This window comes from Schaalia sp. lx-260, assembly GCF_021083645.1.
GTDB lineage: Bacteria > Actinomycetota > Actinomycetes > Actinomycetales > Actinomycetaceae > Pauljensenia.
Genome location: NZ_JAJNRQ010000001.1, coordinates 351,100 through 365,548, shown reverse-complemented (window position 1 = coordinate 365,548; position 14,449 = coordinate 351,100). Strand labels below are relative to the sequence as shown.

Annotated in this window: 9 protein-coding genes; 2 read left to right on the top strand and 7 right to left on the bottom strand. The window is 47.0% G+C overall.

Annotated features, from left to right (window positions below; translation table 11 throughout):
• Positions 1 to 8: 8 nt before the first annotated feature.
• The 4 genes from ftsX to gdhA form a co-directional block, all read right to left on the bottom strand.
• Positions 9 to 923 (bottom strand): permease-like cell division protein FtsX, encoded by a 915-nt coding sequence (ftsX, locus tag LRP57_RS01445; RefSeq protein ID WP_231204341.1) that lies wholly within the window; start codon positions 921 to 923, stop codon positions 9 to 11.
• Positions 924 to 927: 4 nt separating this feature from the next.
• Positions 928 to 1,617 carry a cell division ATP-binding protein FtsE gene (ftsE, locus tag LRP57_RS01440; RefSeq protein WP_231204339.1) on the bottom strand — a complete coding sequence of 230 codons (690 nt, stop codon included), beginning with the start codon at positions 1,615 to 1,617 and terminating at the stop codon, positions 928 to 930.
• Positions 1,618 to 1,846: 229 nt separating this feature from the next.
• On the bottom strand, positions 1,847 to 2,977 hold the full coding sequence (gene prfB / locus LRP57_RS01435; protein ID WP_231204337.1) for a peptide chain release factor 2: 1,131 nt from the start codon (positions 2,975 to 2,977) through the stop codon (positions 1,847 to 1,849).
• A 213-nt stretch (positions 2,978 to 3,190) separates the two neighbouring features.
• On the bottom strand, positions 3,191 to 4,552 hold the full coding sequence (gene gdhA / locus LRP57_RS01430) for an NADP-specific glutamate dehydrogenase (protein ID WP_231204335.1): 1,362 nt from the start codon (positions 4,550 to 4,552) through the stop codon (positions 3,191 to 3,193).
• 187 nt (positions 4,553 to 4,739) lie between these two features.
• On the opposite strand from gdhA, the gene LRP57_RS01425 reads away from it, so the two are divergent.
• Entirely contained in the window at positions 4,740 to 6,005 is a 1,266-nt protein-coding gene (locus LRP57_RS01425) for a phosphotransferase (RefSeq protein WP_231204333.1), read from the top strand.
• 176 nt (positions 6,006 to 6,181) lie between these two features.
• Here LRP57_RS01425 and LRP57_RS01420 read toward each other — a convergent pair whose 3' ends face one another.
• Together LRP57_RS01420 and LRP57_RS01415 are read right to left on the bottom strand one after the other, a co-directional pair.
• Positions 6,182 to 10,060 (bottom strand): ATP-dependent helicase, encoded by a 3,879-nt coding sequence (locus tag LRP57_RS01420; protein ID WP_231204331.1) that lies wholly within the window; start codon positions 10,058 to 10,060, stop codon positions 6,182 to 6,184.
• Positions 10,057 to 13,326: a PD-(D/E)XK nuclease family protein gene (locus LRP57_RS01415; RefSeq protein WP_231204330.1), complete on the bottom strand. Its 3,270-nt coding sequence runs from the start codon at positions 13,324 to 13,326 to the stop codon at positions 10,057 to 10,059. The genes LRP57_RS01420 and LRP57_RS01415 overlap by 4 nt, the downstream gene beginning before the upstream one ends.
• An 83-nt stretch (positions 13,327 to 13,409) precedes the next feature.
• Between LRP57_RS01415 and LRP57_RS01410 the strand changes: the two genes are divergently transcribed.
• Positions 13,410 to 13,634, top strand: a complete 225-nt coding sequence (locus LRP57_RS01410) for a DUF3107 domain-containing protein (RefSeq protein ID WP_231204328.1) — start codon at positions 13,410 to 13,412, stop codon at positions 13,632 to 13,634.
• Between the two features lie 111 nt (positions 13,635 to 13,745).
• On the opposite strand, the gene LRP57_RS01405 is transcribed toward LRP57_RS01410, so the two are convergent.
• Positions 13,746 to 14,366: a ferritin-like fold-containing protein gene (locus LRP57_RS01405; protein WP_231204326.1), complete on the bottom strand. Its 621-nt coding sequence runs from the start codon at positions 14,364 to 14,366 to the stop codon at positions 13,746 to 13,748.
• Between the last annotated feature and the right edge of the window lie 83 nt (positions 14,367 to 14,449).

Genomic DNA, 14,449 nt, shown 5'->3' with positions numbered 1-14,449 from the left:
GATTGCACTCAGATCTTTGTGTATTTAGCCAAAGACACCATTGAGGCAAAAAGAGCTAAAAGCACGGCGGCACCAATAAGAACCGGAGCCATAATCCACACTTCACGCACGCCAATAAAACTTGTCCACTCAAATACTTGAGCCAGCCAACCTTTCACAAGTAAATGCACACCTGCGAACAAGGCTCCCACTGCGAGTAAGGCACCGCAGATAGCGGCAAGCGCCCCTTCGATCATAAATGGAGCTTGAATAAATAAGCTAGAGGCACCTACCAGACGCATAATCGACGTTTCACGCTCACGACTCATCGCGGACAAACGAATCGTTGTCGTAATCAACAGAACCGCAGCAACAATCATCACTGCTGCAAGACCTAAGGACATCAGTTTCGCATTGTCGATCACTTTGAACAGGGGCTCAACAATTTCACGTTGATCTTTCACAACGGCCACGCCTGGTTTACCTGAAAATTCCTGTTGAAGGACAGAATACTTTTCCGGATCGACAAGTTTGATACGGAAAGATACCGGCATCATATCTACCGTTGTCCACTGACCAATTGAAGTATCCCCAAAAAGCTGCGTGAAATTCTCAAAAGCTTGTTCTTTTGTTTCTTCGTAGACTTCCTTCACCAAAGGAGCGATATCAGCAGAGGCTAAACGATTACGTACAGCACTAATTTGCTGCTCTGTGGCTTCTGTAGATTGACATGCAGGTATTTCATCATTGGAAGCACACATATAAATGGACACTTCAATTTTGTCGTACCACTGCGATTTCATTCGGCTCACTTGCATTTGCGCAAGCCCCGCCACGCCAACGAACAACAAAGAAACAAAAGTCACCAAAACAACTGCGACACTCATGGCGCGGTTACGTGAAAGTCCTTTACCGACCTCAGCCAGAATAAAACGAAGTTTCATCAGTTTACTTTCCTTCGCCGTACACACCACGTGACTGGTCACGAACCACGTGACCGCTATCAAGTTCCAGAACACGTTTACGCATTTGGTTCACGATCGCCGCATCGTGTGTTGCCATAACAACAGTGGTACCTGCTCGGTTAATACGATCCAAAAGGCGCATAATCCCTAAAGAAGTGTCTGGATCAAGGTTACCTGTTGGCTCGTCTGCTAGTAAAAGCTCTGGGCGATTCACCATTGCTCGCGCAATTGCGACACGTTGTTCTTCACCGCCAGAAAGTTCATGTGGCAGACGGTGTTCTTTTCCTTTAAGCCCAACCAAGTCAAGGACATCTGGCACCGCTGTTTCAATTGCACGCCGTGATTTACCGATTACTTGCATAGCTAATGCGACATTTTCGTACACAGATTTCGAAGGTAACAAGCGGAAATCTTGGAATACTGTCCCTACTTGTCGGCGAAGTTTAGGCACGGACCAGCGTGATAATGCTCCTACGTCCTGCCCGAGAACCCATACATGACCAGATGTTGCTTGAATTTCACGCATCACAAGCTGCAGGAAAGTTGATTTACCGGAACCTGATTTTCCAACGAGGAAAACAAAATCTCCACGCTCTACTTCTAAAGAAACGTGGTCAAGTGCTGGGCGCGCGCCTTTGGCGTACACCATAGAAACATCGTCAAAACGAATCATGTCGCCATCCGTGTCGGGGTCATGGTCCCATCTAGCCTAAAGGCCATATCAATTCCTTGCATCAGGAGACACGCTTTATTCCCAACAATATCGCGCACTATTAAGTCACATAGTGTTCCATGCGGCAAGCGCAATGGGTGCTCAGTTTTTCACCTCGCCGTAAATGAAAGGGCGAAAGCCTCTGCCACTCAATTGCAGATAGCCCCGCCCTCATCAGAAGGAACCTTATTTAGGCTTCCTCATCGTTTTGGTTTTTACGCCAACGAATACCAGCATTGATAAAACCATCAATATCCCCATCGAAAACATTTTGCGGATTCCCCGACTCATGTTCCGTTCGTAGGTCTTTCACCATCTGGTAGGGCTGCAATACGTAGGAACGCATTTGGTCGCCCCATGATGCTTTCACATCGCCAGCAAGCTCTTTTTTCATTGCTTGCTCTTCTTCATGGCGGCGCATCAGCAATCGTGATTGCAATACGCGGAGCGCGGCTGCACGGTTTTGGATCTGAGATTTTTCATCCTGCATCGAAACAACGATTCCCGTAGGAATGTGAGTCATACGCACCGCTGAGTCAGTTGTATTCACTGACTGTCCGCCGGGACCTGATGAGCGGAAAACGTCCACTTTCAGCTCGTTTTCAGGGATCTCAATATGATCGGTTGATTCAATTAAGGGGATAACTTCCACCGCTGCAAATGATGTTTGGCGGCGTCCTTGATTGTCGAAGGGACTGATACGGACGAGGCGGTGCGTGCCAGCTTCAACGGATAAAGTTCCGTAAGCATATGGGGCTTGTACTTCAAAAGTTGCTGATTTTAGACCGGCTTCTTCTGCGTAGGAAGTATCCATCACTTTTGTGGGGTATCCGTGTCGTTCAGCCCATCGTAAGTACATGCGCAGCAATATTTCAGCAAAGTCTGCCGCGTCAACGCCGCCTGCTCCTGAACGAATAGTGACAACAGCATTGCGTTCGTCATATTCACCGTCAAGAAGGGTACGAATTTCCAGATCAGAAAGGTCCTCACGTAGTTTTAGGAGGTCGTTTTCGGCTTCGGTGAGTATTTCGTGGGCTTCATCGGTATCTTCTGAAGCGATTTCTGAGGCCATATCAACCATGGCTTCCAGATCATCAATACGTGAGGTCATCGCCACAACACGATCAAGTTCACTTTGAGTATGGCTGAGCGCTGATGTTACTTCTTGTGCTTGCGCAGGGTCGTCCCACAGGTCAGGTGCCGCTGCTTTATCAGAAAGTTCAGCGATACGCGCACGCATTTTATCCGGCTGAACAACAGCGAGAATATTGCCCATCGTTGTACGTAGGGACTGGATTTCTTCAGGAAACTCAATTGCCACGTCGCCAGCCTAGTCGATATATGCCGCCTAGATGAGCATTAATGAGGTTCTGAGCTATTTTGTTGGAATTATGACACCTTTTCTCAAGGTTATGACGGTAAAAGTCGCTTCATACTGCTGTTTGTGTTACTCGGTTTTCTTATGCGTTTATTTTCCAATATCAAAGAGGACAGGACCCATGTGGCCCTGCCCTCTTTGTTGCGCTTTTGACTATCAGATAAGTCCGTGTGCCACCATTGCATCAGCGACTTTGATATATCCAGCGAGGTTTGCTCCTGCGACATAATCGCCGGCAACACCGTATTCTTCAGCCGTTTCCAAGCAGTTACGGTGAATATTCACCATAATCGAATGTAAACGTTCTTCAGCAACATCGAAAGTCCATGATGTGCGACCGGAATTCTGTTGCATTTCCAAAGCGGAAGTCGCAACACCACCAGCATTTGATGCCTTACCTGGGGCATAGAGCACACCCGCTGATTGTAAGAAATCGATGGCTTCTGGGGTGGTTGGCATATTCGCGCCCTCAGCAACCAAAACAACTCCGTTCTTGACGAGGCTACGAGCAGCTTCCAGAGGGAGTTCATTTTGGGTGGCGCAAGGTAAAGCGACGTCACAGGGAACATCCCAGATTGAACCGCCTGAGATAAAACGAGCTGAGGAGCGTTCAGCAGCATAGTCTGAGATACGGCCTCGTCGAATTTCTTTGACCTCTTTGAGCAGGGCAAGATCAATACCTGCTTCATCAACGACGTATCCTGAGGAATCTGAACATGCGATCACTGTGGCACCTAGTTGCTGCAATTTTTCGATCGCGTAAATAGCAACGTTACCTGAACCGGAAACAACTACTTTTTTACCTTCAAATACTTGTCCCTTGGTTGCAAGCATTTCTTGCGCAAAGAACACAAGTCCGTATCCGGTAGCTTCGGTACGCACCTGAGAGCCACCCCATGTCAGGCCTTTACCTGTTAAAACGCCAGCATCGAAGCGGTTACGGATTCGTTTGTATTGTCCAAAAAGGTAACCGATTTCGCGGCCGCCTACGCCGATGTCGCCTGCAGGAACGTCTGTGTCAGGACCGATATGTCGTTGAAGTTCTGTCATGAATGATTGGCAAAAACGCATGATTTCCGCATCTGATTTGCCTTTCGGATCAAAATCAGAGCCACCTTTGCCGCCACCAATAGGTAATCCTGTTAAAGAGTTCTTGAAAATCTGTTCAAAACCCAAGAATTTAATGATGGAAAGGTTCACAGAAGGATGGAAACGCAAACCGCCTTTATATGGGCCGAGCGCGGAATTAAATTCCACGCGGAAACCGCGGTTTACGTGTATTTTTCCTGAGTCATCAGCCCATGGGACTCGGAACATGATTTGACGTTCTGGTTCAACGATCCGGTCAAGGATGGCAAGTTCTTGATATTCAGGTTTGCGATCAACGAGCGGCGCAAGGGAAAGGAAAACTTCAAATACAGCTTGCTGAAATTCTGCTTGATCGGGGTTACGGTCAATGACCGCTTGATATTGGGAGCGCAATGACGGGTGGATACGATCAGTCTGAAGATGAGTCATATCAAAATTCTTACAAAAAATATTTTGCCTTCATATTACCTTCCAGTATTCGGACTTTATCTGTCGATGAGTGACGAAATCAATACGCATTTTCTTTCATTGCCTTGTACCGTCTTTTTGTCGCTTAATCTGCAACTACGCGGCCGTGATGCGCATTTATTCATGTGTTGAGCGGTACGGTGGATGTGTGAGTCGCACAAAGAGCCCTTTTGAATTAGCCGCACTTGCCACAGTAGCTGTCCCTGGTCTGAAAGTTGTCGCTATTCGCCCTCCTTCTTATAGTGATGACGTTGTCTCTGTGACTGGCATTGTTGATACGCGCGGTGATAAGTGGCTTGTTACGTGCCCTCATGACACTATTGGCGGCTTGGATTTACATTCACAGTCCACAGTTCTTCATCGCCTGGGACAGGCTTATGATTACCGTAAAATTTCTTTTGATGTGCCGCGTCCTGCGGGTTCTACGGTGACTCCTGAAGGGGACCGAGTCCTTGTTCATAAAGATCTTGGTGGGCGTTTCCTTGAAGAATCTGATTTTGATGATGAGCATTTACTGCCCGCTTCGTTGGGACGCGCGTTAGCTTCCCTTCACAATTTATCTGCTTTAGCGTATACGGGTGCTGGTTTGCCCGTATATGACGCGCAGGAATGTCGTCGTCGTCATGTGGCGATTCTTGATGAGGCTGCTCAATCTACTTTATTGCCGTCAAATTTGTGGAGCCGATGGGAAGCCGCTTTAGAGGATGTGTCTTTGTGGCGTTTTTCCACTGTGCCGTTGCATGCGGATTTGCAGTTACGTTCTATTAGCGTGGACCGTGGTTCTGTTATTGCTTTATCTGGTTTTCATGGGGCGCATGTGGGCGATCCTGCTACAGATATTGCCTGGGTGCTCGCTCAAGCAAGTGATGGTTTCTTGGATCGTTTCCGTGAAGCGTATGCTATGGAGCGGTCAACACCTGATTTGCATTTATTTACTCGCGCCCAGCTGGTATCTGAATTGGCGTTGGTTCGCTGGTTTGTTCACGGTGTTCATGCTGAAGATCGTGATATTCAGCGTGATGCAGAAAAGATGATACGTGAGTTAGCTGATGATCTTGGTGATGAGCAGCTAGTGAATCGTCGTCCTTCCCCTACTGCGTTAGTTCCTTCCAGTGCAACGGATGAGTCTGCACAGGCACAGGAACCGCAGGTACATCAGGTTATTCATTCGAGCGCTCATCTTTTGCAAGATGTTGATACTTATTTACCTGATGATTCTGCAGATACGGCTCCTTTCGTTGATCCTCGTTTGCTTTCTGACACAGATAAGATTTCTCCTATTTCCGCAGATAACGAAGCGCTCTTTGTAAGTTCGGGTAAGTCATATAGCAGTGCATCGGATAGTGACGATGTAGTTGATAGTGACGATCTGCCTACTGTCAGGCTTGAGTTCCTTTCCGATAACAGGTCATAGTGGTCGTACAGATAAACGGATAGGTTATGCACCTGCGTCATATACATCGTTTGTTAAGGTACCTAACACCCCTTTCCTACGTATGTGTAGAGCGCACGGACTGGATAAAGCCGAGGGTGGATAGGCAGCCGTGCTTATGCGTGCATGTGTAGAGCGCGCGCGTGCTGCCTGTTGTCCTACTCATTGTCGTTTTCTTTGAAGGTGCCTGTTTTTGTGTTTTGACCAAATACTGTGGAAACCATTTCTTCAATGCTGGTATGCGCATATGAGCCAAGGAATTGTTCCAGTTCTTGCAAAGAAAACACGCGTGGACCGTCTAAGAATGCAATACAGGCTTCCACTTGTTTTTCTGTTTTTCTTTGGCGTCTCGCCCATGCTTTACGGTACAGGCGTAGTTGTAAGACGTATTCCATGAGATGTTCAGGCGGGGTTTTTGGCCCAACAGGTCGTCCTGTTTTCCAGTCAATAACCATGTCATGACCATTACGATCCCGCAGGACAGCATCCATTCGACCGTGTACTGATATACCTGCAATTTCGATGGAAAAAGGTTCTTCGACAGCCACCGGATTACGGTCTATTAAAATATCTAATTTTTTCCAATGTTTTTGCAGGCGTTCAAGTTTTTCCCGTTCTTTTTCACTTAAAGATTCCGCTTCGGGTAAAGCTTCATCCCATAAAAGTGCACTTGATACTCTTAACTGTTTTTCCACCCATTTGTGGAAAATAGTTCCTAAAGTCGCACTCGATATTGGTTCTGTGGGGATCGGTCTGCGTAACATTCGAGCAAATTTTTCAGGGTCTGTGGTTAATGCGGACAGTCGTGTTGCCGCGACCTGATGAATTGGAAGAAGGTTCTGTTTTCTTTGCTCAGCTTGATATTGCCGTTCTTCAAGTAATGCGCGCGTATCTTGTGTCAGTTCTAAACTTTCGCTGACATACTGAATGAAAGAGTCATTTTCTATCTGGAGTGTTTGCTCCTCATTTTCTGAATGCGTACTAATAACAGGCCCTTCATTAACTGGTAGGGGAATTATTCCTATTAAGGCTCTACGCATTTCTTGTTCATTTGACATTCGTAACGCTTCTTTAAGTTTTTCTTCACGCAAACGTAGTGTCATCAGAAGATCTTTTTCTTGCCGTATATGTGTGCGCTCCATATGTTCGTACACTCGTTGCGCAGCTTGAGCAGTGTCGTGACGACTTCGACCTGCTTCTGGTGGAAAAAGTTTGATATGAGGTTCAGTCATTGTTGCACGGATGTCATCCTCATTGGGATAGTGGGTTACATGTTGTGTGAGCCTATCTAAGGATTCTTGTTGTTCTTGGCTTGTCAGACCTACAGTAATGTGTTCGCGTTGCTCACATGCTTGCGCGTAGTCGGCGCGAATGTTTTCAGGCGCTGCAGCCAGTAATGTTTCACATGTGCCCTTGTGCGTACTGGTCTCACTGTTATTTCCTGAGGGTAAGGGGCCAGCATTTTCTAAACTCGTTGCTTCCTCACGTATGTCATTATCGTATTCATTCGTTTTTACGGGTAGCTGTGTAATCTGCGCAATCCACGGTGAGCTTTCGTCGTGTTTTTGTCGAAATGCGCTCAGCAACTCTGCTTGAGCTTCCATAAGGTAACGGGAAGGATAACGTGGTTGTTTCCCATAGCCCATCCATGATCCTGTTAGGAACATATGTGTTCGTGCCCGTGTAAAAGCAACATACGCTAAACGCCGTTCTTCACGTTCCGCGTGGGCACCAAAAGCTGGTAATACTTCAGATTCTAGGTGCTGCTTAAAAACAGATGATTCTGTGGCTCTGCTATTACTCGCTTGTACTTCACGGACTTTTTCACTGAAGTATGCGGACATGCTTTCTGTTTCTTCATGTTCGCACAGTGAAGGTAAGTCCTTGTAGTCGCCTCGTAATGGGGCAGGAAGTTCCTCATGTTTCATCAGCCACCCATTGTTCTTTGGTGGATTATCAGTCCAAGGTACAGAGGTTCTTGAACGATGCTCAGGAAATAAAGAATCCACGAGAGAAGCCACAGCCACCGAATCCCATTCCAGCCCTTTTGCTGCATGCACGGTCAATATGTGAACGGCTTTCTCCTCGGGAACAGTCGAAGGCATTTCCAAGCCGTTTTCTTCTTCTTCTGCTATTTCCAGCCATGACAAGAAACCACGCATATGCGCATAAGGTACTTCTGTTTCATATTTCAATGCTGTGTCAACAAAAGCATCCAAGGCTTCACGCCCATTATTTTGCAGGGGATCAGCAATGAGGTCTTCTGTCATTCCAAGTATGCGGATGGCACGTTCTACTTGTTCAGTGAGACTACGACCATTACCTTCACGTATTTTCCTTAATTGCTGTCCGAGTATGCGTACCCGCGTATGTGCTGCTTGAGTAAAGCGTGGTCCACGGCTATCTTTGCACCATCCCACGGGGGGAACATTATCAATGGCGTCCAAGAGGAATACGTTCACATGTTCAGCTTCAGGATCGCGCTGACGAGCAAGTTCACGCGCATAGGCGTGTAATACGGCAATATCTGATGTGCCGATATCGCGTGCAGCAAGCAAACGCATAATCCATCGGGAAGCCCCTACATCTGCGCTCAGCTCCAGTGCTGCACGCACATCCCGTACTGCTGGTTCAGAAAGTAAACCGCCTAAACCGAAAACATAGGTGGAGATTCCTTCATCACGAAGTGCGCGAGCTATTTCAGGAATATCGCGTCTACGCCGACACAATATTGCTGTTGAAGTCCACCGTCGATTATCGTGCCGATCTGAGGGAGGCAAAGGATGGTGAACTTTTTTCACAAAATCAACGAGGTCTTGTATTTGTTTTTCACGTTCAAGCGGGTATGTCAGAGTTACAGTGCCGTTTTCTGCCTGAGGTTGAGGATTCAAAATAGGTGATTTTGCATAGGTAGAGTGATTGCGCAGTGGCTGGGCAATCGCATTTGCTGCAACGAGAATCTGCCTGCTGTTACGCCAAGCTGTTGATAGTGTCAAAGATTGGCTTTCCATATGGGGGGTACCTGTGTGGAATCGGTGAAGAAAAGATTCTAATGAGGATGCAGAAGCCCCACGCCACCCGTAAATGGCCTGGTTCGGGTCCCCGACAGCTGTCACAGGATGATCGTGAAAAATTGTGGATAAAAGTTCCATCTGTACAACTGAAGTATCTTGAAATTCATCCAAGAGTACTGCGCGGTATTCTTGGCGTAATGATTGAACTACTTCAGGGGCTTTATGCACAATTTGAGTTGCAAGAAGTAACTGATCGGAAAAATCAATCAGTCCTTCTTCGCGTTTATAGGCGGCGTATGCTTCAACGAAATCAAGCAACTGTAGACGCGCACGATTGACTGACAGAATTTTTTTGAGAGGATCGCTAGGCTTTGGTGAAATCTCAGCAAAATCATCGTTGAGGTATTCCAATTCTTTTCTTGCTGATTCAACGCTGAGGTTGTGGTCTGCTATTTGCCCTGAAAGTTGCAGAGTTTTATTCACTATGACCGATAGAGCCATGTCCTCCGGTAAATCATCCTGCCATGACTCCACAATATGTGTCATGATTTCGCAGGCTCGCGCACTACCGATAAGCTGCAAATCAGGGTCCAGATGGATATGCATACCGTGTTCTCGAACAATATTTTGTGCGAAAGAATTGTAAGTGGCAGCGATCGGTTCGCCTTCAATGGAATATCCTGTATTCGCAATAAAATTCTGCAAATCTTGGCGCATTTTATACCCGAGTTCACCTGCAGATTTACGCGAAAATGTCAGACCAAGAATACTCTCTGGCGCGAAACCTTTATTTGCAATAAGCCATAGCACTCGCATAGACATTGTTGTGGTTTTCCCTGCTCCAGCACCAGCAACAACGAGCAGAGGAAGCGTTTCTGATTCAATAACTTTGGCTTGTTCACAAGTAGGTGGGTAAAATTTTTCTCCCTGTGGTGTAGCAAGGACCTGTACCTTTTTAGCAGTTAAAGAAGAGTCTCCTGTGAAAGGATGCGCCTCGCGCATATTAACTATCGAGTGGTTCATTCGATTGTCCTCTTTCCTTCATCGTTTGCAGGACACATATGCGCATAAGAGCAGTATCGGCAGTTTTCCTCTGAAGGTGTTGCAGCATAGTAAGGACCACGCATACTCTCAGATACCGCGTGTATTTCTTCTTCCCATTGCTGAGTCGTTTCTTCGTCAAGGCCCAGTTGATGCGCGTAACGCACATCTTCATTACCAAAAAACACCAAGCGTGCGCTGGTAACGTTATGCCCTTGAGCGCGTAAAGCAAGCTGGTACAAAGCAAGTTGAGGATTATCTGAAGCATCAGCAGGTTTTCTTTTATTCCCGCCTTTACCGGTTTTTAAGTCCGTAATCCTTATGCCTTCATCAACATATTCAATTCTGTCAATTTTCCCTTTAATGACAGCATTCCCTAAAGGAAGTTCAACGGGTATTTCCACGTCTACTTTTCCTGGAACTGTGGCAAGATACTCCCCTAAAGCCTGAACAACTTTTTCTGCATGAATTTTTGCTTTACGACCTGAGCCAGTATTCTCATCAAGTTCAAGTTCTCCTGCACGTTTTTCGAATGCTGACTGTAATTCCTCATCTGTTCCGTGGGGGTTCTCCTGCGCGATTGCGTGAATAAGTGTTCCAAGTGCTTGAGCGCTCCCAATAGCCGGTTCAGCAGCGTATTTTTCTAAAAACCATTTGGCACTGCACTGTCGAGCTTTTTCAAAGTTAGACGGAGAAATACGAATTTTATGACCTGTATAAACCGGGTCATCACTTGTCACACCTCCACTTCCTGTCCAGTATTGCGGATCCGCACGCCACAAATGACAAGAAGCAAGTTCCCCCAGAAGCTGCGTCGCATATTCACGTTCAACACTTGATGTTTCTTGTGTAGCACGGTGACGTAATCGGCCGACATGTCCAGTAAAATCCAAAGGCGGAGGCGTTTGTTGAACCCACATTATTTCTTCTTCCTCGTTTCCTTTAGATTCTGAGGAAGTAAAGACATCTAAAAACTGTGAAGGCGCAGAATTTTCTTGTTGCACTGTCCCACAATGAATGAAGTGTGTGCTTCGTGAAAGAGCGAGCGCAAAAAGTCGCCTTTCATCGTCAAGGAGAGAACGCCTAGCTACATGCACATGTCCTTGATGAAGTACGTGTGCCTCATCGTCTGCATCATAAGTGCCCTGAGTAATATACGCGAGGAGTTCAGCGTGAAGTATGCGGTTACGTAAACGCAGATCAGGCCATGTTCCTTCTTCCAGCCCACATATGCACACAACTTCCCAGTGGCGACCAACCGATTGGGCCGGAGTCAGCACTTCGACTCCCTCAGGTCGAATACCCACATTCGTCAATGTGTCAACAGGAAGTGTTTGCATCAAAATTTGCTCAGCAAAATCAGCAGCAGAACTATGCGGATAATGTTTTTCCCACGTATCAGCCACACGAAATAAAGCAAGGACAACATCTAACTGATCGTCGTAGTACACGCTGTCACTGTCATTACGTAAAGCGTATTCTTGCCATTGCTGTGCAACCCCTGTGGCCTCCCATACGCACCATAAAGCAGCGCTAGGGTTCATATCCCCTAATTTTCCACGTAACTTCCACACTGCGTGCGCGCGTGTCATTTGCTCAGATAAGACACTAAAAGGGGATTCTACTTCGGGATCCACAAGTGTCGAGGATAAAAGATCCGGGTTCCCAACCAGGTCAGTAATCGTGTACGTATGCTGATTTTCTTGTTCACAATCACCTGTCATTTCGCTGATATTCATTTGACGATTAAGCCAGCGTAATGCCCTATTGAGATCTAAAGAGTCAGTTCCGATAAACGGCGAATCTAAAAGAGCTTCCACCCATTGTTCTTCATCATCACCATAAGCATTGACAATCACGTCAAGTAGCGTGCGCGCGGCTGGCTCCGCAGAGAAAGTAAAAGCTTGGCGCGTATTTTTGATGGGTATGCCTGCACGCCGTAAGTACCGGTGCCATTCTTCAACGTGAGCTGTTGATTTTACAATCACAACTTGTTGTCCCCACGCGATACCATCATGCAAATAATGTTGGCGAAGAAGTCGAGATATTGCGGCTCCTAACTGTGGCCCTGACCCATGAATATGCAAAGAAATACCTGAATCTTCATCATCAGTTTTTTCCTGTAATTCACAGGTTTCCTCAGGTGTATCTGCTTGCACACATTCAACCATGCGCCGCCCAAAAGGTCCTGATTGTCCGATCCTGCTAACCACGCGACGCACAAGATCACGTAAAGGCGCATTACCCAGATAAACCGGCCCCAATTCCATTATGTCAACGCCTAAGGCTTGAGCAAGACGTCCATCTAATTGAGGCTCACCACCTCGATAAGTCGCAATAGCCACATCGGGGTCAGAAAAAGCGACGATTCTGCTTCCTAAAGAAGCCGCAGCACACAATAATTCCACTGTTGAGGGAGTACAGTCCTGCAAATCGTCAATAACAATCACAGCAGGAATAGGCGGCTCAGCGAATACACCATATTGTGGAGCCCATTCATGCCAATGACGTAAAAGCATGCCCGCAATATGCTGTAAACGTGATACATCCGCGTTCATCACACCGCGCGTGTGTACTGAAAAACCGTCAGATTCTTCCCATTCTTTCAACAGTCGAGCAGCCGCCACCCATTCGTCATACCCGTATTTTTGTCCTAAGTAATTCAGTTCTTTCGGACTGAGCGCTGCTTCCCCTACTCGCGCAAATAAGTTTCGTAAGTCTGCACGAAAATGCGGTAGCTCCCGTAACTGGGGAGTAACGTGAGAAGGCCAAGGTGCATCAATCTGAGCAAGCATTTCCTCTAAACGTTGATCTGTTCGAGCACCTGTCATCAGTTCAAGGTCCCCTAAAGGATCATCACGCTCTACACGCCAAGTATTCACAATGTGATAAGCCAAAGCCGCAGGTGTACGTACAGGACGAACTGCATCAGGGAGCAAAGTCTGTACCTGAGGTGTCAAATGTGTGGCTCGCAAACGATCTGGCACAAGAAGAAGCACCGTATCTGGATTTGTCGAATAATTCGATGAAACAGAGACACTTCCGTGTGACTCTGATGTTTCCTGCGCGCGAGAAATAGATTCAATGAGTGCTATGGCGCACGTTGTTCGACCTGACGCGGGAGCACCACGAACAACAACATGTGATGTTTTTGCTCGTTCAAGCACACATTGCTGTTGTTCATTCAGCTGTGGCAATGCGTATTCTTCACTGCGAGCGGCGTAAATACGTATCGGCGTTTCTGTCATAGTTCCATACTCTCAGACGGCACCTACATCTGCGTACGCTTACCATGGATTAAAGACATTTGTGTCAAACTTGAGGAGAATCTATGAATATCACTGTTGGTCTACGTGCAGTCCCCCGCGAAATCACTCTCGATGTTGATATGACCCACGACGACCTCTTTCATGCCGTTGATGCCGCACTTCAATCAGGCGTGTCATTACGCCTATCTGATACGCGAGGTGAAAAATTTCTTTTCCCAGCCCAATCCATCGGCTACGTACAGGTAGCAGCACAGCAAAAACACCGAGTGGGCTTTTCCATTCAATAAAACACACGCCCTCGCCCTCACCCAATTATCTGGGTTGAGGGCATTTCTCTTATTTCCTTATTTTCTTCAGCGGCAAAATTCGGGCGAATACCCAAAAAATCCACAAAATTCCTACGCGCGTAGCCCTAACCCTGCCATACGATCACTGTGTTGGCGTGTAACTTTTTCGGCAATCTCATCAGCTTTTTCTGGAGTATCAACCAAAGTGGGATGAGTAAACATCGTTGAACGCATCAGAGCAAAAACTTCCCCGGCAACACGACGCGCCCACAGGGACATCCGAGCAGATTCTTCTTCAGTGCTTAGATACGAAGCAACATGCTCCCTCACCCATTGCCCTTGACCCAGATCCCAGGTAGCTTCAGGTAAGACATCATGGTGCGCAGTAAGCTCGGCAAGAAAATCTGTCAAGATTCCAAGAGTGACGTAAGTTTTCACTGAGCGTTCACGCCATGTCGTTGGACGAGTACGCGCATCCAAATCATCAAAAATACCCGAGTAGGCTTCTGCTGCTTTCAGCAAGTCACACTGCCGGTGAGCAGCCCACACTTCAAGTTCTTGGAAATGAGCAAAAGTTGCAGCCGACATTCGCGCATGTGCCACATGAGCTTCAATTGTTGGGGCTTGATCTCCGTCTTTCGCTAAGCGCGTCATTGCAGCAAGTGCCGCATATGCCACTAACCCAATTACTTCACTTTCACGCGCATTCACTGGCTGATAGTTTTGCTCCATACCGACACCCTAACAACCTTTTCATGTAGACGGGCTTACCTCGCCGTGAAGTGGCTGAAAAGAAAAACGCTCACCCACCCTCA